Annotated in this window: 21 protein-coding genes; 9 read left to right on the forward strand and 12 right to left on the reverse strand. The window is 71.6% G+C overall.

All coding sequences use genetic code 11. The annotated features are described in order from the left end of the window. Positions 1–124: 124 nt before the first annotated feature. The 5 genes from ACZ31C_RS11980 to ACZ31C_RS12000 form a co-directional block, all read right to left on the reverse strand. Positions 125–2680 carry an ABC transporter permease gene (locus tag ACZ31C_RS11980; RefSeq protein ID WP_465795274.1) on the reverse strand — a complete coding sequence of 852 codons (2556 nt, stop codon included), beginning with the start codon at positions 2678–2680 and terminating at the stop codon, positions 125–127. Next, positions 2680–3447 carry an ABC transporter ATP-binding protein gene (locus ACZ31C_RS11985; RefSeq protein WP_396693700.1) on the reverse strand — a complete coding sequence of 256 codons (768 nt, stop codon included), beginning with the start codon at positions 3445–3447 and terminating at the stop codon, positions 2680–2682. Before ACZ31C_RS11985 ends, ACZ31C_RS11980 begins: the two co-directional genes overlap by 1 nt. A gap of 282 nt (positions 3448–3729) precedes the next feature. Continuing rightward, a complete protein-coding gene (locus ACZ31C_RS11990) occupies positions 3730–4416 on the reverse strand; it encodes a response regulator (protein WP_449945362.1) in 687 nt (228 codons plus the stop codon). A gap of 20 nt (positions 4417–4436) precedes the next feature. Continuing rightward, positions 4437–5636, reverse strand: a complete 1200-nt coding sequence (locus tag ACZ31C_RS11995; protein WP_465795275.1) for a sensor histidine kinase — start codon at positions 5634–5636, stop codon at positions 4437–4439. A 79-nt stretch (positions 5637–5715) separates the two neighbouring features. Next, positions 5716–6630: a RecB family exonuclease gene (locus ACZ31C_RS12000; RefSeq protein WP_465795276.1), complete on the reverse strand. Its 915-nt coding sequence runs from the start codon at positions 6628–6630 to the stop codon at positions 5716–5718. A gap of 124 nt (positions 6631–6754) precedes the next feature. Between ACZ31C_RS12000 and ACZ31C_RS12005 the strand changes: the two genes are divergently transcribed. From ACZ31C_RS12005 to ACZ31C_RS12015, 3 genes are all read left to right on the forward strand, one after another. Further along, positions 6755–7957, forward strand: coding sequence for a site-2 protease family protein (locus ACZ31C_RS12005; protein ID WP_465795488.1), 1203 nt, complete (start codon positions 6755–6757; stop codon positions 7955–7957). Positions 7958–7998: 41 nt separating this feature from the next. Continuing rightward, positions 7999–8967 carry a tRNA (adenine-N1)-methyltransferase gene (locus ACZ31C_RS12010; protein WP_396751714.1) on the forward strand — a complete coding sequence of 323 codons (969 nt, stop codon included), beginning with the start codon at positions 7999–8001 and terminating at the stop codon, positions 8965–8967. 98 nt (positions 8968–9065) lie between these two features. Then, entirely contained in the window at positions 9066–9638 is a 573-nt protein-coding gene (locus tag ACZ31C_RS12015) for a hypothetical protein (RefSeq protein WP_117227855.1), read from the forward strand. 41 nt (positions 9639–9679) lie between these two features. Here ACZ31C_RS12015 and ACZ31C_RS12020 read toward each other — a convergent pair whose 3' ends face one another. Continuing rightward, on the reverse strand, positions 9680–9973 hold the full coding sequence (locus ACZ31C_RS12020; RefSeq protein ID WP_350694950.1) for a ferredoxin: 294 nt from the start codon (positions 9971–9973) through the stop codon (positions 9680–9682). A 178-nt stretch (positions 9974–10151) separates the two neighbouring features. Here ACZ31C_RS12020 and arc point away from each other — a divergent pair, with 178 nt between their 5' ends. The 6 genes from arc (at position 10152) to prcA (ending at position 16062) form a co-directional block, all read left to right on the forward strand. After that, complete coding sequence (gene arc / locus ACZ31C_RS12025) at positions 10152–11933, forward strand: proteasome ATPase (protein WP_396751662.1); 1782 nt, start codon at positions 10152–10154, stop codon at positions 11931–11933. A 343-nt stretch (positions 11934–12276) separates the two neighbouring features. Further along, positions 12277–13794, forward strand: a complete 1518-nt coding sequence (gene dop / locus ACZ31C_RS12030) for a depupylase/deamidase Dop (protein ID WP_465795277.1) — start codon at positions 12277–12279, stop codon at positions 13792–13794. A gap of 118 nt (positions 13795–13912) precedes the next feature. Next, positions 13913–14128, forward strand: coding sequence for a ubiquitin-like protein Pup (locus ACZ31C_RS12035; RefSeq protein ID WP_111218203.1), 216 nt, complete (start codon positions 13913–13915; stop codon positions 14126–14128). A 69-nt stretch (positions 14129–14197) separates the two neighbouring features. After that, entirely contained in the window at positions 14198–14407 is a 210-nt protein-coding gene (locus ACZ31C_RS12040) for an endonuclease domain-containing protein (RefSeq protein ID WP_350694810.1), read from the forward strand. Further along, positions 14326–15165, forward strand: coding sequence for a proteasome subunit beta (gene prcB / locus ACZ31C_RS12045; RefSeq protein WP_396751659.1), 840 nt, complete (start codon positions 14326–14328; stop codon positions 15163–15165). The genes ACZ31C_RS12040 and prcB overlap by 82 nt, the downstream gene beginning before the upstream one ends. 63 nt (positions 15166–15228) lie before the next feature. Next, the gene (prcA, locus tag ACZ31C_RS12050; RefSeq protein ID WP_465795278.1) at positions 15229–16062 is read left to right on the forward strand and encodes a proteasome subunit alpha; all 834 of its coding nucleotides are present in this window, start codon (positions 15229–15231) and stop codon (positions 16060–16062) included. A 110-nt stretch (positions 16063–16172) separates the two neighbouring features. Here prcA and ACZ31C_RS12055 read toward each other — a convergent pair whose 3' ends face one another. From ACZ31C_RS12055 to rfbB, 6 genes are read right to left on the reverse strand one after another with little or no spacing between them, the layout of a single operon-like run. After that, complete coding sequence (locus ACZ31C_RS12055) at positions 16173–17201, reverse strand: glycosyltransferase family 2 protein (protein WP_465795279.1); 1029 nt, start codon at positions 17199–17201, stop codon at positions 16173–16175. Beyond that, a complete protein-coding gene (locus tag ACZ31C_RS12060; RefSeq protein ID WP_465795280.1) occupies positions 17198–18496 on the reverse strand; it encodes a lipopolysaccharide biosynthesis protein in 1299 nt (432 codons plus the stop codon). Before ACZ31C_RS12060 ends, ACZ31C_RS12055 begins: the two co-directional genes overlap by 4 nt. After that, entirely contained in the window at positions 18493–19194 is a 702-nt protein-coding gene (locus tag ACZ31C_RS12065) for a glycosyltransferase family 2 protein (RefSeq protein ID WP_465795281.1), read from the reverse strand. The genes ACZ31C_RS12060 and ACZ31C_RS12065 overlap by 4 nt, the downstream gene beginning before the upstream one ends. Then, entirely contained in the window at positions 19187–19558 is a 372-nt protein-coding gene (locus ACZ31C_RS12070) for a DUF2304 domain-containing protein (protein ID WP_350694802.1), read from the reverse strand. The genes ACZ31C_RS12065 and ACZ31C_RS12070 overlap by 8 nt, the downstream gene beginning before the upstream one ends. Further along, positions 19555–20433: a dTDP-4-dehydrorhamnose reductase gene (rfbD, locus tag ACZ31C_RS12075; RefSeq protein WP_465795282.1), complete on the reverse strand. Its 879-nt coding sequence runs from the start codon at positions 20431–20433 to the stop codon at positions 19555–19557. The genes ACZ31C_RS12070 and rfbD overlap by 4 nt, the downstream gene beginning before the upstream one ends. After that, entirely contained in the window at positions 20430–21431 is a 1002-nt protein-coding gene (gene rfbB / locus ACZ31C_RS12080; RefSeq protein ID WP_465795283.1) for a dTDP-glucose 4,6-dehydratase, read from the reverse strand. Before rfbB ends, rfbD begins: the two co-directional genes overlap by 4 nt. Positions 21432–21484: the final 53 nt, after the last annotated feature.

The raw sequence follows: 21484 nt of genomic DNA on the forward strand, positions 1-21484 counted from the left end.
GCCACGGGAACGACCGGGCCTGACACCCGCGCCACGGGAACGACCGGGCCGGACGCCCGCGCCACGGGAACGACCGGGCCCCGACACCACGTCGCCGTGGTGTCGGGGCCTGTGACGTCGGTGCTCAGTCGTGGGCGATCGCGCCCAGGACGTTGATCCGGGCGGCCCGGATCGCCGGCAGGACGGCGGCGACCACACCGATGATCGCGGCCAGACCGAGGAAGAGTCCCATCTGGCCCCAGGGCAGCACCAGCGTGTTGATCCCCTCGCTGCGCAGCGCCTCGACCACCGCCGCACCGAGGCCGGCGCCGACCACCACGCCGAGCAGCGCGCCGAAGACCGAGATCACCACCGCCTCCACGGTGATCATGCCCATGGTCTGCGACCGCCGCAGGCCGATGGCGCGCAGCAGGCCCAGCTCGCGGGTCCGCTCCAGCACCGACAGGGCCAGGGTGTTGATGATGCCGAGTACGGCGATCACGATGGCCAGCGCCAGCAGGATCTGGATCATCGTGAGCAACGTGTCGAGCTGACCGGCCTGCTGCTCCACGAAGGCGTTCAGGTCGACCACCGACACCTCGGGGCTGTTCGCCAGCAGCGTCTCGATGCGCGGCTGGACGTCGGCGACCGACGTGCCCGGTTCGAGCTGGATGAAGCCCTGGCTCGGCTGCGGCACGGTGAAGTTACGGGCGACCTCCGTCGGCAGCACCATCTGCACGCCGGTGAACAGGGGAGTGTCCTCGAAGATGCCGGTCACCGTGTACGTGCTCGGCTCGCCCCGAGCCAACTGCACCGACATCGTGGAACCGACCGACAGTCCCCGCTCCTTCGCGGTCTCCTCGCTGACCAGCATCTGCCCCGCGTCGATCCGGTCGATGTCACCGGCGGCGGCGTTGAGGCTGTAGACCTGGCGCAGCGCGGCCGGCTCGGTCACCGCGCCGACGAAGGTACGCTCGTCGGCGACCATGGCCAGGTCGCCGTAGAGACCGTCGGCGACGCGTACGCCGGGGATCGCCTTCGCCTCTTCCAGCACGGCCGGGTCGAAGGTGGGCGGACGGGGGCCGGTCTGCGCACCGGCGATCACCAACTCGGCCTTGATGCTGTCCCGGGCCAGGCCACTGATGCTGCTCTTGGCCGAGTCCAGGATCACCGTGATGCCGGTGACCAGGGCGATACCGACCATCAAAGCGGCGGCGGTGATCGCGGTGCGGCGTGGGTTGCGCCCGGAGTTGAGCCGGCCCAGCTTGCCCGGCACCCAACCGGCGAACACCGCGCCGAGCGCCGCCACCACCGGCTTGCTGATCAGCGGCGTCAGCAGGGCCACTCCGATGAACGTGAAGAGCACACCGCCGAGGATGGTGGCCAGGGTGTTGCCGCCCGCGTGACCACCCAGCCCGAGGAAGAGCAGGACGGCACCGATCGCGGTCACCAGCGCCCCAGCGACGGTGATCTTGGTGAGCGGACGGTCCGGGGTGGCCACGTCCTGCATCGCCGCGATCGGTGGGATCCGGGCGGCCCGCAGCGCGGGTAGCAGCGCCGCCAGCACCGTGATCACCAGGCCGACCCCGAACGCGCCGATCACCGCCGATGCGGGTACGCCCACCCCGGCCAGGGTCAGCCCACCGGAGATGGTGCTGAACAGGTACGCCAGCAGGGCACCGATCCCGATACCGGCAGCCAGGCCGAGCATCGAGGCGATCAGGCCGATGGCGATCGCCTCCAGCACCACCGAGCCGATGATCTGCTTGCCGCTGGCACCCACCGCCCGCAGCAACGCCAACTCACGGGTGCGCTGCGCCACGATGATCGAGAACGTGTTCAGGATGAGGAACGTGCCGACCAGCAGCGCCACCGCGGCGAAGCCGAGCAGGATCCGGTTGAAGAAGGTCAGCCCCTCCTTCAGTCCGGCGGCGGCGTCGGCGGAGAGCTGCTCCCCGGTCTTGACCACGTAGTCGTCGCCGAGCGCTGACGCCACGCTGTCGCGCAGCGCGTCGTCGGAGACGCCCGACGCGGCGGTGACCGTGATGCTGTTGAACACGTCCGGCTCGCCGAGCATCAACCGTTGCGCCGCCGGGGTCGTGAACATGACCTCGTTGGTGCCGCCGATGGAATCGCGGTCGCCGCTGTAACCGAAGACGCCGACGATGGTGAAGTCCTCGCGTGGCCCCAGGGTGAGCACGCCCACCCGGTCGCCGACGGCGACCTTGCCCGCGTCGGCCAACGCCTTGTTGATCACGATCTCGTCGTCGGCCTGAGGTTCGCGGCCCTCGCGCAACCGCACCAGGTCGTTCTCACCGAGCCAGTTGCCGCCGAGCTGCGGCGGCCCGAACGAGCCGACCACCTTGCCGTTGCTGCCGATCATCCGCGCGCCGTCGGAGATCACCACACCGGTGGCGTCGGCCACCCCCGACACCGCCCGGACGGTCTCCACCGTGTCGGCCGGGAAGGGAGCCTGGACCTGCTCGCCCTCCATCTCGCTGACCGCGAGCTTCGGCTTCGCCGACACGCTGACGTCGACGTCCTCGTACGCCTCGGCGAAGATCTGGTCGAAGGTGCGCCCGAGCGTGTCGGTGAGCACGAAGGCGCCGGAGACGAACATGACGCCGAGCACCACGGCCAGGCCGGACAGGACCAGCCGGACCTTCCGCGCAAGGAGGCTCTTCAGAGTCGCCCGGAACATCAGCCGGCCACCTCGGCGGGCGTGTCCAGCTTCTTCATCGTGTCCAGCACCGTGTCGGCCGTCGGCTCGATCAGCTCGGAGACGATCTGGCCGTCGGCGAGGAAGACCACCCGGTCGGCGTACGCGGCGGCGGTCGGGTCGTGGGTCACCATGACGATGGTCTGGCCGTGCTCACGCACCGAGTTGCGCAGGAAGTTGAGCACCTCCGCGCCGGCCCGCGAGTCGAGGTTGCCGGTCGGCTCGTCCGCGAAGATCACCTCGGGGCGGGCCACCAGCGCCCGGGCGCACGCCACCCGCTGCTGCTGACCGCCGGAGAGCTGCGCCGGCCGGTGGTCCAGCCGGTCCCGCAGGCCGACCGTGTCGATCACCACGTCGTACCAGGCCGGATCGGGCTTGCGGCCGGCGATCGACAGCGGCAGCAGGATGTTCTCCTTGGCGGTCAGCGTGGGCAGCAGGTTGAACTGCTGGAAGATGAAGCCGATCTTGTCCCGGCGCAGCTTCGTCAGGCCCGAGTCACCGAGACCGGTGACCGTCGTGTCGCCGACGTGCACCGTCCCCCGGGTGACCGTGTCCAGCCCCGCCAGGCAGTGCATCAGCGTCGACTTGCCGGACCCGGACGGGCCCATGATGGCCGTGAACCGGCCACGCTCGAACTCGGCGCTGACCCCCCGTAGCGCGACGACCTGGGCCTCGCCGCTGCCGTACACCTTCCACACATCGCTCGCCCGGGCTGCGGCCGGTGCCGACTGGCCTGTCGTAGCGGTCACGTCTCGTACCTCTCCGTCGGTCTCGAATCGCGCCGCCCCCGCTGGTCCGGCACGAGTCCATCTTCTGTGCTGCCCGACGCGGATCCGTCCGACTCCGGGCGGAGACGAGGCGGATTTCCGGGTGCGGGTACCCCCTAAGCGCCGTCAGGGTTGCCCCCGACGCCGCGCCGCTCGGCCACCCCCTCGCGGCCGGGCGAGATCATCGTGAACGGTGCCGCCGGGTGAGGGTCAACCCGTTTCCGCCACCGGCGGTCACTGTAGGTGACCAATGCAACGCGGGCGTTACGCGCCGGGCCGGACCAGACCCGACTCGTACGCCAGCACCACCGCCTGCACCCGGTCACGCAGCCCGAGCTTGGTCAGCACGTGCCCGACGTGGGTCTTGACGGTGGTCTCGCTCACCGACAGCGCCCGGGCGATCTCGGCGTTGGACAGCCCCCGGGCGACCTGCACCAACACCTCCCGCTCCCGCTCGGTCAGCGTGCTGAGGCCCTTCGGGGGCGTCGCCGCCGGGTCGGGCAGGGCCTCGGCGAAGCGGTCCAGCAGCCGCCGCAGGATGCGCGGGGCCACCACCGCGTCGCCGGCGGCCACCGTACGGATCGCGGTGACCAGGTCCTCGGCCGGTACGTCCTTGGCCAGGAAGCCGCTTGCGCCGGCCCGCAGCGAACCCACCACGTACTCGTCGAGGTCGAAGGTGGTCAGGATCAGCACCCGGACCGGCAGCCGCGCGTCGACGATGGCCCGGGTCGCGGTGACCCCGTCCATCCGGGGCATCCGGATGTCCATCAGCACCACGTCGGGCAGCAGCCGCCGGGACAGGTCCACCGCCTCCGCGCCGTCGCCGGCCTCGGCCACGATGTCCAGGTCGGTCTCCGCGCCGAGCACCATCCGGAAGCCGGTACGCAGCAGCGGCTGGTCGTCGGCGAGCAGGATGCGGATCGGTCGGCGCGACGGCGTCGCTTCGGTCATCTCGTCCTCCACGTTCGCCGTCACCTGGACGTCCCGGCGTCCAGCAGGGTCTCCACCGGGATCCTCGCGTGCACCCGGTAACCACCGCCGGGCCGCGCGCCGGTGCGCAGGACACCACCGTAGAGGGCGACCCGCTCCCGCATCCCGACCAATCCGTGCCCGACCCGGCCGGTGTCCGGCGTCGGGCCCCGACCGGTGTCGGTGACCTCGACCTCCACCGCGTCGTCCGCGAAGCTCACCCGGACCTGCGCGGTGGCCGTTCCGGCGTGCTTGAGCGCGTTCGTCAGCGCCTCCTGCACGATCCGGTACACGGTCAGCGCCTCGCCCTCCGCCAACGCGGCGGGCGCGCCCCGCACCGTCAGCGTCACCGGCAGACCCGCCTCGCGTACCTGCTCGGCCAGCGACTCGATGCCGGCGATCCCCGGCTGCGGGGCCAACTCGGCCGCCGGCTCCGCCTCGGTACGCAGCACGTCGAGGAGCCGACGCAGCTCCCGCAGGGTGGCCCGGCTGGTCTCCTCGATGGTGCCGATCGCCTCCTCGGCGGCGTCCGGGTCACGCCGCAGCACCCGCCGTACCCCGGTGGCCAGCACGCCCATCACGCTCACGTGGTGGGCCACCACGTCGTGCAGTTCCCGGGCGATGCGCCGCCGCTCGTCGGCGACCGCCTGCTCGGCGAGGGCGCGCTGGGTGGCCTCGGCGATCCGGGCCCGTTCCCGCAGCGCCTGGGTGCTGGCCCGCCGGGCGTGCACCGTGCGGCCCACCGAGAACGACACGATGCCGATCAGGAGGTTGTTCGCCACCAGGTAGGCGGAGTTGACCTGCGGCATGGCCTCGAAGGGCGTCAGCGTGGCCACCAGCGCCACCGGCAGCCAGAGCACCACCGCCGCGACCACGGCCGGGCGCACCGGCCGGTACGCGGCCATCGTGTAGGTGAGCACCACGAAGGTGAAGCTCTGCGTCGCCGGGGAGATCTCCAGCGTGAGCGGCAGGGCCAGGGTCGCCAGCGAGGCCAGCACCGCCGGCCACGGTGCCGTCCGGCGCACCAGCACCGGCGCGGCGCACACCAGGCTCCAGCCCAGCGCGGCGAAGAGCGGCCGGGGCCAGAAGTCCCGGGGCGTCAGCAGGGTGAGCACGACCTCCGCCACCGCCAGCCCGACGACCAGCAGCCCGTCCGCGGCCAGCGGGTGCCGACGCAGCCAGTCCCTCGGATCCGTACCCACGCTCCGACGCTATCCGCCCGTTCGGGCGAAAGATCGTCTCCTGCGGTGACCTGGTCTCCTCCCTGGGGAGGAGAGGTGCCTACTCGTCGGCGCCCGGAGCCGCCGGCCGGGACCGGGCGTCGCGCAGCGGATCCGCCACCGCCACCTGCTCGGGAAAGGGCGGCGGGGTGCCGCCGAAGGTGGGGCACAGGGCCTGGTGGCTGCACCAGTCGCAGAGCCGGCTCGGCCGGGGACGGAAGTCCTGGTTGGCGGTGGCCTGCTCGATCGCCCGCCACAACGCCACCACGGTGCGCTCGAAGCGCACCAGCTCCTCGGCGTCGGGCGCGTAGTCGCACACCTCGGCATCCTTGAGATAGAGCAGCCGCAGCACCTTGGGCACCACGCCCCGGGTCCGCCAGAGCACCAGCGCATAGAACTTGAGCTGGAACAGGGCGCGGGCCTCGAACGCCTCCCGCGGTGCACCGCCGGTCTTGTAGTCGACCACCCGCAGCGCGCCGTCCGGCGCGACGTCGAGCCGGTCCAGGTAGCCCCGGATCAACAGCTCGTCGTCGACCACCGCCGAGATCAGACTCTCCCGCTCGGCCGGCTCCAGGCGGCGCGGGTCCTCCACCGTGAAGTAGCCCTCCAGCAGCGCCGCCGCCGAGGTCAGGAACTGCGTCACGGCGGCCGGGTCGTCACCCTCGAAGATCCCGGACAGCTCCGGCTGCTCGGTGACCAGCCGGTCCCACTGCGGCGCCACCAGGTCACCGGCCGCCTCCGGGGTACGCCCGGCCGACGGCAGGTCGAACAGGCGCTCCAGCACCGCGTGCACCAGCGTGCCCCGGGCCTGCTCCACGGTGGTCCGCTCGGGCAGGCGGTCGATGCTGCGGAAGCGGTAGAGCAGCGGGCAGGTCTTGAAGTCGGCCGCCCGCGACGGCGAGAGTGAGGCGCGCACCGCCGCCGGCAGTTGCGTCGGAGTCGGGGCCTGTCGAGTGATCACCGGATCCGCCGTCATGCCCGGAAGGTTAGGGCACGAGTGTGACAGGACCACCGGCACCGCACCGGTAGGTGATCTCCCGCCGCGTAGCATCGGGCCGGTGGAACAAGGGAGTCGACCGCGCGCCGGCCGGCGTACCGGCATGCGGGTGGGCCGGGTCTTCGGGGTGCCGCTGTATCTGAACGCCTCGATCCTGCTGCTCGCCGTGCTGATCATCGTCCTCTACGGGGAGCTGGCCGGCCAGCGCCTGCAACTCTCCCCGCTCGGCGGTTACCTGGTCGGCGCCGGGTTCGTCGTGTCGCTGCTCGGCTCGGTGCTCCTGCACGAACTCGGGCACGCTCTCACCGCCCGACGATTCGGCATCGGGGTGCGCGGGATCACCCTGGAACTGCTCGGCGGGTACACCGAGATGGACCGCGACGCCCCGTCCCCCCGGGTCGACCTGTACGTGTCCCTGGCCGGTCCGGCGGTCTCCGCGGTGCTCGGTGCGATCGCGGTCGCCGCCACGCTGGCCCTGCCCGACCGCACCGTGGCCGACCAACTGGCGTTCCAACTGGCGGCGAGCAACATCATCGTCGCGGTCTTCAACATCCTGCCCGGCCTGCCGCTGGACGGCGGGCGGGCACTGCGAGCGGTGATCTGGGCGGTCACCCGCAACCGGCACGCCGCCACCGAGATCGCCGGCTGGGCCGGGCGGCTCCTCGCCGTCGGCACCGCCCTGCTGGTGGCGGTGCTCTACGCGGTGGATGTGCTGAGCCTGCTCGCCCTGCCGCTGACGGCACTGGTCGCGCTCACCCTCTGGCACGGCGCCGGGCAGTCGATCCGGATGTCCCGGATCGGCCGCCGGCTGCCCCTGGTCGACCTGGCCCGGCTGGCCCGACCGACCTTCGGCGTACCCACCGGGACCCCGCTCGCCGAGGCACAGCGTCGCGCCGCCGAGGCGGCAGCGCAGCGGTCCGCGACGGTGGAGCCGCACGCGACCGGGGTGACCTCGGCGGACGTCGGAGCGTCGACCGCCGTCGGTCCCGACGACCGGACGCGAGCGTCGAGCGCGGCGCTGCTGGTCACCGACTCGGCGGGCCGGCCGGTGGCGGTGGTGGACCCGGCCGCCGCAGCGGCCGTGCCCGAGGCCCGCCGCCCCTGGATCGCCGTCGACGCGGTGGCGCGTTCCATCGCCGACCTGCCCACCCTGCCGGTCGAGACCGACGGGGAACGGGTGCTGGAGGGGGTGCAGGCCCACCCGGCCGCGCAGTACCTCGTGACGGCAGGCGAAGATGTCGTCGGCATTCTGCACATCGCGGATCTGGCGCGACTGCTCGAACCTCACCGGAAGATGAACACGTGACCGTGACCCACTCCGCCGGCCCGGCCACCCCGGGCACCGAACTGCCCGCCGAGAGGGCGGAGCCACCCGCCGTGCACCGCGGGCCGTTCCGCCCCGGTGACCGGGTGCAGTTGACCGACCCGAAGGGCCGGATGCACACCATCACCCTGGAGCCGGGCAAGGAGTTCCACACCCACCGGGGCATCCTCGCGCACGACGCGCTGATCGGCCTGCCCGACGGCAGCGTGGTCAGCACCTCCGGCGGGGGCACCGCCTTCCTGGCGCTGCGGCCGCTGCTGTCGGACTACGTGCTGTCGATGCCGCGCGGCGCGCAGGTGATCTATCCCAAGGACTCGGCGCAGATCGTCGCCATGGGCGACATCTTCCCGGGCGCGAAGGTCCTGGAGGCGGGCGCCGGCTCCGGCGCGCTGAGCTGCTCGCTGCTGCGGGCCGTGGGCGCCTCCGGCGAGTTGCACTCGTACGAAGTGCGGGACGACTTCGCCCAGATCGCCCGGCGTAACGTCGAGGCGTTCTTCAACGGGCCGCACCCCGCCTGGCACCTGCACGTGGGCGAGGTGGCCGGATGCCCGGAGACCGGCTTCGACCGGATCATCCTGGACATGCTGACCCCGTGGGAGAACCTCGACATGGTCGAGCGGGCGCTGCTGCCCGGCGGTGTGTTCATCGGCTACGTGGCCACCACCCCGCAGTTGTCCGAGCTGGTCGAGGCGCTGCGCGAGCGGGGTGGCTGGACCGAGCCGCGGGCCTGGGAGTCGTTGGTGCGGGACTGGCACGCCGAGGGGCTGGCGGTCCGGCCCGACCACCGGATGATCGCCCACACCGCCTTCCTCGTCTCCGCGCGTAAGCTCGCCCCCGGAGTCACCGCCCCGCCCCGCCGACGCAAGCCCAGCAAGGGCAGCGAGGCGTACGCGCAACGGCGTCAGGCGCTGCGCGCGGCGGAGGAGGCGGCCCGACAGGCGCCGACCGACGGTGCCGAACCCGACACGACGCAGGAGACGGACAGGCCGTGACGGCGGATTGGGGCGGCGCGGAGTGAACGGGCTGATCCTCGGCGCGGGTCGACGTGGGCCGGTGCCGCCGGTCCGGGCCGGCGGGGTGGGGTGACGGCATGAGCCGTCCCGGTTTCGGCGGTGGCGACCTGCCGGCGGTCTTTCCGGACTGGTCCCCCTACACCGACCTCGAATCGGCGGCCCGCGCCTACCTGCGGGACCCCGACGTGGCCCTGGAGGCGCTCGGCGGCGTGCTGCGCGGCGCCTCGGTGCTCGGCTTCACGCTGGAGCGCTTCGTCAACGAGGTCAACGGGGTGTGGCAGGAGGTCGTCGTCTGCGACGGCAGCCGGCTGGTGCTCTGGCACGGCGAGGACGTGCCGCCGGGGGAGGGCCCGCCCGGTTCGATGACCTCGTCCCTGCGGGTGGTGCCGGTCTCCTCGGTCACCGAGGTGGGGTGCCGACGTCGGCTGTTCCGCCACGACAACGGTGAGATCCGGGTCGACAGCATCGACGTCTACCTGCTGCTGACCTCGCTGGACGAGTCACCGCCCAGCGAGGAGGCCGCCGGTGGGCCCCGGCACGACGCGCTGCGGTTCGGCAAGACGCTCGACGACGGCGGTGCCGGGCAGATCGCCCGGCTGGAGGAGTTCGCCCGGCTGGTCGCCTCGGTGGTCGGCCGGCCACTGCTGTAGCGGCCGGCCGCCCGGCCGTCACCGTGGCGTGGCCGGGCCGGTCAGTCCTCGGCGTCCGGGCCGGCCACCTCGACGCCGTCGCTGCCGCGGACGACGTGGATGCACTCGCCCGGGCACTCCTTCGCCGAGTCGATCACCTCGAGGCGAAGATGTTCCGGCACGTCCACCCGGGCGCCCGGGGCCTGCTGGAGTTCGCCGTCGGGGCCCTTGACGTAGGCCAGGCCGTCGACGTCGAACTCGAAGACGTCCGGCGCGTACTGCACGCACAACCCGTCGCCCGTGCACAGGTCCTGATCCACCCAGACCTGCAGTTGGTCGGTCGCGACCTCGACCACCGGTGCACCCCCCATGTTCTCCCGTCCCACCCCACGACGGTACCCGAATGCCCGTACCCGCCCAGCTACCCACCCTTGGCGATCAAGCTTCGGTGACGGGCGCGTTGCGGAGGACCGAATCGGGCTCATAGCGGCTAGTGTTAGGGCAGAACGTTCGAGCCCCCCGGGGAGGTGGGACGTGGCACGCAGCGACGACGCGGACTCGCGCGCCGCACGGTGGGAGAAGGAGGCCCACGATCTCTCCACGCAGGTCGCGTTCCTGCAAGAGGAACTCGCTCTCGTGCGGCGCAAGTTGACCGAAAGCCCCCGACACGTCCGGCAGCTCGAAGAGCGGCTGGCGGCCACCCAGGCGCAGTTGGCGCGGCTGACCGAGAACAACGAACGGCTCGTGGGCACCTTGAAAGAGGCTCGCGCGCAGATCGTGACGCTCAAAGAGGAGATCGACCGTCTCGCCCAGCCCCCCAGTGGCTACGGCGTCTTCCTGGCCCGGCACGAGGACGGCACGGTCGACGTCTTCACCGGCGGGCGCAAACTGCGCGTGGCCGTCTCACCCTCGCTGGACGTGGGTGAGCTGCGACGCGGCCAGGAGGTCCTGCTCAACGACGCACTCAACATCGTCGACGCGTTCGGGTTCGAGCGGGTCGGCGAGGTGGTCATGCTCAAGGAGGTGCTGGCGGGCCCCGACGGTGTCCCGGGTGACCGGGCGCTGGTGGTCTCGCACTCCGACGAGGAGCGGATCGTGCACCTGGCCGAGACCCTGATCGGCAGTGCGATCCGGGCCGGCGACTCGCTCATGATCGAACCCCGCTCGGCGTACGCGTACGAGCGGATTCCCAAGAGCGAGGTCGAGGAACTGGTCCTGGAGGAGGTGCCGGACGTCGACTACGCCGACATCGGCGGCCTGCAGTCCCAGATCGAGCAGATCAGGGACGCGGTGGAACTCCCGTTCCTGCACGCCGACCTGTTCCGGGAGCACCAGCTCCGGCCGCCGAAGGGCATCCTGCTCTACGGTCCGCCCGGTTGCGGGAAGACGCTCATCGCCAAGGCGGTCGCCAACTCGTTGGCGAAGAAGATCGCCGAGCGGCGGGGGGAGGAGAAGCACACCAGTTTCTTCCTCAACATCAAGGGTCCCGAGCTGCTCAACAAGTACGTCGGCGAGACCGAGCGGCACATCCGGCTGATCTTCCAGCGGGCGCGGGAGAAGGCCGGCGAGGGCACTCCGGTGATCGTCTTCTTCGACGAGATGGACTCGATCTTCCGGACCCGGGGCTCCGGTGTCTCCTCCGACGTGGAGAACACCATCGTCCCGCAGCTCCTCAGCGAGATCGACGGTGTCGAGGGCCTGGAGAACGTCATCGTCATCGGTGCCTCCAACCGGGAGGACATGATCGACCCGGCGATCCTGCGGCCGGGTCGGCTCGACGTGAAGATCAAGATCGAGCGTCCGGACGCCGAGGCGGCCAAGGACATCTTCTCCAAGTACATCCTCTCCGGCCTGCCGCTCTCCGCGGACGACCTGGCCGAACACGGTCAGGACGCCCAGGCCACCGTCGCGGCGATGATCGACGCGGTGGTGCTGCGGATGTACTCGGAGACTGAGGAGAACCGCTTCCTCGAGGTCACCTACGCCAACGGCGACAAGGAGGTCCTGTACTTCAAGGACTTCAACTCGGGCGCGATGATCCAGAACATCGTGGACCGTGGCAAGAAGATGGCCATCAAGGAGTTCCTCACCTCCGGTCGCAAGGGACTCCGCCTGCAGCACCTGCTCGACGCGTGCGTCGACGAGTTCCGCGAGAACGAGGACCTGCCCAACACCACCAACCCCGACGACTGGGCCCGCATCTCCGGTAAGAAGGGCGAGCGGATCGTCTACATCCGCACGCTCGTCTCCGGCGGCAAGGGCGCCGAAGCCGGTCGCTCCATCGAGACCGCGAGCAACACCGGCCAGTACCTCTGACCGGTCGCGCCACCGGGGCCCGTGACATCGCGTCACGGGCCCCGTCGCGTACCTCCTCTTCGTCGAACCGGGTCGGACCTGGCAGATGCTGCACGCGACGCCCGGGCCGGATCCGCCCGGTGGCCACCGACTCCGGCGCGCGCTGACGGGCCGGGAGACCGCTGCGTTCGCTGCCCGAGACACGCGAGCGGGCCACCATCGAGCCCATGATCGTCGAGCGCTCCGGGGGCGCAGTGGTGCGACCCGCGGCGTTCCGACCCCACCGGCACGCCCCCGCGTGCGCGAGCGGCGACTACGCTCGACGTGACGGGGGACCGGTCGGGCAAGCGAAGCGGGTAGGTCGATGAGCGTAAGACGGATCATGGGCACCGAGGTCGAGTACGGCATTTCCGTGCCCGGTCAGGCCGGTGCCAACCCGATGGTCACCTCCTCCCAGGTGGTGAACGCCTACGGCGCCCGCCCGGAACTGAACCGGGGCGGTCGGGCCCGGTGGGACTACGAGGAGGAGTCACCGCTGCGGGACGCCCGTGGCTTCACCTACTCCGGGGCCGCGTACGACCCGGCCGAGGCGCTCGCCGACGACGACCTCGGGCTGGCCAACGTGATCCTCACCAACGGGGCCCGGCTCTACGTCGACCACGCGCACCCGGAGTACTCCACTCCGGAGGTGACCAACCCTCGGGACCTGGTGCGCTGGGACAAGGCGGGGGAGCGGGTGATGGCCGAGGCGGCGCGCCGGGCGGCCACCATCCCGGGCAGCGCGCCGATCCACCTCTACAAGAACAACACCGACAACAAGGGCGCCAGCTACGGCGCGCACGAGAACTACCTCATGCGCCGGCAGACCGCCTTCGCCGACATCGTGGCGTACCTGACCCCGTTCTTCGTGACCCGGCAGATCGTCTGCGGCGCCGGTCGCGTCGGCATCGGGCAGGACGGCGGCCAGAGCGGCTTCCAGATCTCGCAGCGGGCCGACTTCTTCGAGGTCGAGGTGGGGTTGGAGACGACGCTCAAGCGGCCGATCATCAACACCCGGGACGAGCCGCACGCCGACGCCGACAAGTACCGCCGCCTGCACGTCATCATCGGCGACGCCAACCTGTCGGAGATCTCCACCTATCTCAAGGTGGGCACCGCCGCGCTGATCCTCACGATGATCGAGGAGAAGGCGCTCGGCCCCGACCTCGGCATCGCCGACCCGGTCGGCGAACTCCGCGCGGTCAGTCACGACCCGTCGCTGACCCACCGGATGCGCATGCGCGACGGTCGCCGGTTGACCGCGTTGGACGTCCAGTGGGCGTACCTGGAGCGGGTGCGGGCCTTCGTGGAGGACCGGTACGGCAGCGACGTCGACGAGCAGACCACCGACGTGCTGGACCGGTGGGAGAACGTGCTGGACCGGCTCGGCCGCGACGTCATGCTCTGCGCCGACGAGCTGGACTGGGTGGCCAAGCTGCGGCTGTTGGAGGGCTACCGGGAGCGGGAGAAGCTCGGGTGGGGCTCGCACAAGCTCCAACTGGTCGACCTGCAGTACTCCGACGTCCGTCCGGAGAAGGGGCTCTACCACCGCCTGGTCTCCCGGGGGGCGATGAAGACGCTGCTGCCCGAGGCCGAGACGCAGGCCGCGATGACCGAGCCGCCGGAGGACACCCGCGCCTACTTCCGGGGCCGCTGCCTGGCGCAGTACGCCTCTGAGGTGGTCGCTGCCAGCTGGGACTCGGTGATTTTCGACGTCGGGCGGGAGTCGCTGGTCCGGGTGCCGATGATGGAGCCGGAGCGGGGCACCCGGCGGCACGTGGGTGCGCTGTTCGACAAGTGTGCCAGTGCCAAGGACCTGCTGGAGACGCTGACCGGCGGCTGAGCCGTACCGGCCGTGCTCTCGTTCGGTGCTCGCGCGCCGGTCCGGTACCGGCGCGCGACGGGCGTTTCGTCGTTCCCGCGAGGTAAGTTCATCGCAGGCGATCGTGGAGGAGGCAACAGTGGCCACTCGTGACAGCGGCGGTCAGTCGCAGACGGGCAAGTCCCGTCAGGGTGAGGAGATCGAGGACGTCACCGTCGAGGCGAACCCGGAGGTCGCCGAGCGGCACGCCGAGATCACCGAGGACGTGGACGATCTGCTCGACGAGATCGACTCCGTCCTGGAGGAGAACGCCGAGGAGTTCGTGAGGGGGTACGTCCAGAAGGGCGGAGAATAGGACTAGTGTCCGGTTCTCCGGCCCTGCGGCAACCGCTGCGCGGTCTGTGGTGAACCCGATCCGGAACTTGTGGACCACGATCATCGCACCGGGTGGGTGCGCGGGATAATCTGCTTCAACTGCACCGGTGGTCTTGGCCAGTTCCGGGACAGTCCTACGAGGCTGGCCAGGGCCATCACGTACCTGAGAGGAACCACGTGGCAGCGGGTTTTGATCCATCCGGGCGTCTACCAGATGTGTTCACCAACGCGGGGACGTCCTCCTTCACCACGTTCCTGAGTAAGGTGGCCCCCGAGTTGCTGCCCGGCCGTCGGCCGCTGCCGCCGGGCATGGCCGCCGACCTGGCCCCGCACGCCACCACGATCGTCGCCATCGTCGCCGACGGCGGTGTGGTGATGGCCGGCGACCGGCGGGCCACCATGGGCAACCTGATCGCGCAGCGCGACATCGAGAAGGTCCACCCCGCCGACGCGTACTCGCTGGTGGGGATCGCCGGGACCGCCGGCATCGGCATCGAGCTGATGCGGCTGTTCCAAGTGGAGCTGGAGCACTACGAGAAGATCGAGGGCGCCATGCTCTCGCTCGACGGCAAGGCCAACCGGCTCGCCGCGATGATCCGGGGCAACCTCGGGGCGGCGATGCAGGGACTGGCGGTGATTCCGCTGTTCGCCGGGTTCGACCTGGCGGCGAAGGACCCGGCGCGGGCCGGGCGGATCTTCAGCTTCGACGTGACCGGTGGCCCCTACGAGGAGACCGGCTACGACGCGATCGGCTCGGGTTCGCTGTTCGCCCGGTCGGCGTTGAAGAAGCGGTTCCGGCCCGGGCTCTCCGTCGACGACGCGGTCCGGCTGGCGGTGGAGGCGCTCTACGACGCGGCCGACGACGACACCGCGACCGGTGGCCCCGACCTGACCCGGCGGATCTTCCCGGTGGTGATGACCGCGACGGCGGAGGGGACGTACCGGCTGACCGACGCGGAGACGGCGGCGCTCGGTGAGAGCGTGGTCGCCGGTCGGATGGAGAATCCGGGCGGCTGAGCCCGTCCCCGCCCCACCTGAACGCAGTTCCCCCAGCACAGCGCCCGAAGGAGAGCCGCCGCCGTGGCCATGCAGTTCTACGCCTCGCCCGAACAGATCATGCGCGACCGTTCCGAGCTGGCCCGCAAGGGCATCGCCCGGGGACGCAGCGCGGTGGTCCTGAGCTACGCCGGTGGGGTTCTCTTCGTCGCGGAGAACCTCTCCAGCACCCTGCACAAGGTCGGCGAGATCTACGACCGGATCGGCTTCGCGGCCGTCGGTCGCTACAACGAGTTCGAGAACCTGCGCCGGGCCGGAGTGCGGATGGCCGACCTCAACGGGTTGAGCTACGACCGGCGTGACGTCACCGGCCTGGCGCTGGCCAACACGTTCGCGCAGATCCTCGGCACGATCTTCACCGAGCAGTCCAAGCCGTTCGAGGTGGAGATCTGCGTCGCCGAGGTGGGTGCCACGTCGGAGGACGACTCGCTCTACCGCCTGACCTATGACGGTTCGGTGACCGACGAGCCGGGCCGGATGGCGATGGGCGGCCAGTCCGACGCCATCTCCGGGGTGCTCAAGTCCCACCACCGGCCGGACATGTCGCTCGGCGAGGCGGTGAAGGTGGCGGTGCAGGCGCTGGGCAGCGTGGGTGGCGAGGGCGGTGCCGCCCGGACGATCGCCGCCGACCAACTGGAGGTGGCGGTCCTGGACCGCAACCGGGTGGGGCGTACCTTCCGACGGATCACCGGTGCGGCGCTGACCGGCCTGCTCGACGGCGGCGTGGAGGGCGAGGCGGCGGCGGAGGGTGACCGGGCGGAAACCCCGACCACGCCGACCGAGGAGGCGCACAAGCCGACCACGTCGGCCGGCTCGGCGGACCTGGAGGACAAGCCCGGCGACAAGCCCGACGCCTGACGCCGTACACGAGCCTCGACGACCTGGAGTTCCGCGGCGCCCGACAGTTTCGACTGTCGGGTGCCGCGTCGTCCGCGGAGCCCGCGGTCGCGACCTTCGTCGGCGGTAGCTCAGCGACGCGCGAGCAGTGGCCGTACCAGCGCCCACCAGGCGGCGGCGAGGGCGTTGAAGACACCCGTTCCCGGAGGTGCGGCCACGTTCGAGGGGGCCACCCGGGCGGTCATCAGGTCGGCGATCACCCCGTCTCCGACGGTGCGTTCCGACTGCAACCGGCGGCGGCGGGCGCGTATCCAGTCGCGGTGGCGCCAGAGCCAGCCCCAGCCGCGCGTCTTCTGCCGGGACCAGCCACCGGCGAGCGCGGCGGCCAGCATGGCGACCTCGGTGAGCAGCAGCATCGGCGCCAGCAGCGCCAGGGTACGGCCCTGGTAGGCGGTGAGCAGGGTCAGCAGCCGGTTGCGTTCGACCAGGTAGAGCTTGAGATCGTTGCGGGAGAACTCGTAGTGGTGCCGCACCACGGCGTCCGGCACGTACTCCAACCGCTGGCCGCGTTGCCACAGCCGCAGGCTGAGTTCGGTGTCCTCGTGGTAGGCGAAGTACTCGGTGGGGAAGCCATCCAGATCGGTCCAGCGGGACCGGCCGATCACGAAGCAGCAGCCGCTCAGCGACGGCACGACGGTCCGCCGGGCGTGTTCGCTCGCGGGTTCGCCGTTGCCGCCGGCCCAGGACAGGCCGGTGAAGTGCAGTGGGTTGCCGGAGGTGTTGATCAGGTCGGGGTCGTGGGCGAGCCGGATGGAGGCCATCGCCGCGCCCACGCCCGGTTCGGCGGCCACCGCGACCACCTTCGCGAGCGCGTCGGGGGCGACGACCGCGTCGGAGTTGACGAAGGCGAGCCAGTCGCCGGTGGCCTCGGCCGCGCCGACGTTGCACCCGCCGGAGTAACCGGTGTTCTCGTCCGGCCGGATCACCTGGACCCCCGGCAGGCCCTTGACCACGTCGATGCCGTCACCGGTGCAGCCGTTGTCCACCACGACTAGGTCGAGGTCGACGCCGGTGCTGGCCAGGACGGCCTCGGCGGCGTCGACCAACCAGGGCTCGGGGCCGTAGGCGAGCATCACCGCGGTCACGCGGGGTGGGCTCATCGGATGCCTCCGGGGGTGCTCGCGGACACCGGGACCGCGACGGGCGGGGTGGGGGTGGTGCCCCGACGCAGCCGGGTGAGCATCACCGCGACGACCGCCAGGGAACCCACCGTGTAGCCGAGTTCGACGCGCAGCGCGACACTCAGCGGGGCGAGGGTGGCGACGACCAGCGCGGCGACCCCGACGATCCACGCGACGGCCTGCGCCTGGTGCTGGTCGCGGGCGAGCAGCGCCTGCCCGAGGACCATCGCCCACAGGTAGGCCAGGGTGGCCAGGCCGAGCCAGGCGAAGTCGCCGTGACCGAGGACGTCCGGGGCGTCGAAGAGGACCTGGACCAGCCACGGGCCGAGCAGCGCGGCCAGCACGCCACCGAGCACGCCGAGCGCGGTGACGACGGCCAGGGCCCGGCGCAGCAGGGTGCCGAAGGCCGCCTGGTCGCCGGTGGCGGCGGCGGTGGACAGGCCGGGCAGCAGCGCGGCCTGCATCGACCCGAACACGAACAACGGGATGCGGACCAGCACCAGCGCGGAGAGCAGCGCGCCGGCGGTCGCCACGTCGGCAGGGGCGAGCAGCCGTACGTTGATCACGCCGACGTTCACCACGACCTGGGCGAGCAGGCTGGAGACGGTGAGCAGGGCCAGCCCCCGCAGCAGGGCCGGCCAGGGCAGGGCCGCGCCGCCACCGGCCGCCCGGATCACCGGTGGCAGGGTCGACGCGACGCCCACCAGCGGGGCCACGACCAGCACCAGCGCGTACGCCATCGGCGAGTCGACCCCGGCCAGGCCGAGGAGGGCCACCAGCCCGATGCGCAGCCCGCCGTCGATCCCGAGTTGGCTGCCGTACCAGCCGAACTGCCGCAGCCCGGAGAGCACGCCCCGGGTGGTGTGTGCCACGGCCAGCGCGGCGAGTGCGCCGCACAGCGTCCACACCAGCCCGGTGTCACCGGCGAAGAGGCGGTCGGCGAGCACGTCGGCGGCGGCGACGCAGACCAGCACCAGCAGGCCCAGCGTGACGGCGGCGACGGCGGCGCCCCGCGCCAGCACCGGGCCGGGCGGCAACCCACGGGTCCGGCGGGCGGCGACCAGCCGGGCCACCTCCTGCTCGACCGGCAGGAACACACCGAGGCCCACGGTGAACACGAAGGACCAGAGCACCGACAGCGACGAGTAGTCCCCGGCGGTGAGGTTGTGCCCGGCCACCGCCAGGTGCACGTACGCGGCCAGGCCCACGATGGCCAGACCCGCGCCGACCGGGACGGTGCCGGGCGGGACGAGACGGAGCAGGCGACCGATCACCGGCGGATGAGGGCCAGCGTGAGCACGGCCAGCGCCCGGCCGAGATAGATCATCGCCCGGGCGGGGGAGTGGCTCGGGGTGCCGGCCATCCGCCGCCGCATCGCCACGGGCACCTGTTGGATGCGGTAGCCCCGGCGGGCGGTGTGCACCAGCGTCTCGACGGTGTCGCCGAGGTACTCGGCGGGGTACCACTGGGCGAACATCGCGATCATCCGCCGGTTGGCGGCGCGGAACCCCGAAGTGGTGTCGGTCAGCGTGGTGCCGGACAGCCTGGAGAGCACCATCGACAGCATCCCCATCGCCCAGCGTCGGGGCCCGTGCACGACGTACTCGCCCTCACCGGCGAACCGGGCACCGATCACCAGGTCGTGCTCGTCGAGCAGGTCGACCAGCTTCGGCACGTACCGGGGGTCGTGCTGGCCGTCGGCGTCGATCTGCACCGCCGCGTCGTAGTCGTGGTCGTACGCGTACCGGTAGCCGAGGCGCATGGCCCCGCCGACGCCGAGGTTGTACGGCAGCCGGGCGACCCGGGCACCGGCGGCGGCGGCGACCGCCGAGGTGCGGTCGGTGGAGCCGTCGTCCACCACGAGGACGTCGACGCCGGGCAGCTCGCCACGGACCTCGCGGACCACGTCGGCGATCGACCCGGCCTCGTTGAGCGCCGGGATGACGACCAGGAGCCGCTTGCCGTTAACCATCGCGGGACACCAGCTCGTCCCGTGCGGCCCGGTCGGCCTCGATCTCGGCGCGGATCAGCGCGATCTCCTCGGCGAGCGTGCGGGTCTCCTCCTCCAGCGCACTGACCTCCCAGCTCAGGTGGATGCAGACGAGCAGGAGGAAGACGATGCCGAGGAAGAGCACGAGGCTGACGCCGGAGGCCACGCCGAGCAGGTCGGCGACGCCGTCGAGCAGCCGGGGGAACAGCGACAGGGGGATGACCACGAACAACAGTCCGAGCCAGAGCATGCCGTACTTCTCGCGAAGCTGTCGGCGGCGCAGCAACTCGACGATCGTGGCCAACAGGACCAGGCCGGTCAAGCCGGTGACCAGGGTGAGCCTCATGCGACCTTCCACGGGGAGGGTGGAGCGGCGAGGGCGAGCGCGTCGCCCAGTGTGGTGTGCCAGTCCGGGAGAGGTGCCAGCCCGGCGGCGGCCCATCGGTCGTGCCCGAGCACACTGTACGCCGGTCGGGCGGCGGGACGCGGGAAGCGGTCGCTGGTGACCGGCCGGATCCGGTCCGGATCGAGCCCGTGCAGGGCGAACGCGGCCCGGGCCAGGCCGTACCAGGTGGTCTCGCCGGCGCAGGTGCCGTGGTAGACGCCGGGTGCCGCCTGACCGGCCAGCGCCGCCCCGGCCAGGGCCACCAACTGCCGCGCCAGCGCGTACGACCAGGTGGGCTGGCCCCGCTGGTCGTCCACGATGTCGAGAAACTCGCGCTGGGCCGCCAGGCCGAGCATGGTGCTGACGAAGTTGCGGCCGTGGGTGCCGTACAGCCAGGCGGTGCGGACCACGTGACCGGCGTCGGGCAGGAGCCGGATCACGGCCCGCTCCCCGGCGAGCTTGCTCCGGCCGTACGCGTTGATCGGCGCGGTGGCCGTGTCCTCCTGGTACGGGGTGTCCGCGTCGCCCGGGAAGACGTAGTCGGTGGAGAGGTGGATCAGGCGGGCGCCGTGTGCGGCGCAGGCCGTGGCGAGGTGCGCCACCGCCGCACCGTTGACGAGGGTGGCCGCCGCCTCGTTCGACTCGGCGCCGTCCACGTCGGTCCACGCGGCGGTGTTGATCACCACGTCGTGACCGGCCACCGCGGCGTGCACGGCGGCGGCGTCGGTGACGTCGAGGTCGGCCCGGGTTGCGGGGGTCACCGTGTGTTCGGCGGCGAGGACCTCCACCAGGTCCCGGCCGAGCATCCCGCCGGCGCCCGTGACCAGCGCCCTCACGCGGACTGCGTCCGGGTCAGCGGTTCCCACCAGGAGCGGTTGTCCCGGTACCACCGGACGGTGTCGGCGAGGCCGGCCTCCAGCGGGATGCTGGGGGCGTACCCCAGCTCGTTGTTGATCTTCGAGATGTCCAGCGAGTAGCGACGGTCGTGGCCCTTGCGGTCGGGCACCGCCACCACCCGGTCCCAGTCGGCGCCGCACGCGTCGAGCAGCAGCGCGGTCAGCTCCTTGTTGGTCAGCTCGGTGCCGCCGCCGATGTGGTAGATCTCGCCGGCGCGGCCCTGCTGCTGCACCAGCGCGATGCCCCGGCAGTGGTCGTGCACGTGCAGCCAGTCCCGCACGTTGCCGCCGTCGCCGTAGAGCGGCACGGTCCGCCCGTCGAGCAGGTTCGTCACGAACAGCGGGATGACCTTCTCCGGGAACTGGTACGGCCCGTAGTTGTTGGAGCAGCGGGTCACCACCACGTCCAGGCCGTGCGTGCGGTGGTACGCCAGCGCGAGCAGGTCCGAGCCGGCCTTCGACGCCGAGTACGGCGAGTTGGGCGCCAGCGGCCAGTCCTCGGTCCACGAACCGTCCGCGATCGAGCCGTACACCTCGTCGGTGGAGACGTGCACGAACCGTCCGGTGCCGTGCCGCAGCGCGGCGTCGAGCAGCGTCTGGGTGCCCAGCACGTTGGTGGTGACGAACGGCGCGGCCCCGGCGATCGAGCGGTCGACGTGCGACTCGGCGGCGAAGTGCACGATCACGTCATGCCCCGGAACGACCTCGTCCACCACCTCGGCGTCGCGGATGTCGCCCCGCACGAACCGGAACCGTGGGTCGTCGCGGATCGGATCGAGATTGGCCGGGTTGCCGGAGTAGGTCAGCGCGTCCAGCACGGTGACGCTGGCCGGCTGCACCGGGCAACCTTCCTGCGTGCTGCCGCCCGGCACGCCCAGCAGCAGCCGGGCGTACTCCGAACCGATGAATCCGGCGCCGCCGGTGACCAGGATCCTCACGGATCCGAAAGTCTACGCGAAACAGCCGCAAACCAGCGGTTGCGCCGCGTGCC

Source organism: Micromonospora sp. NPDC023869 (assembly GCF_055559695.1).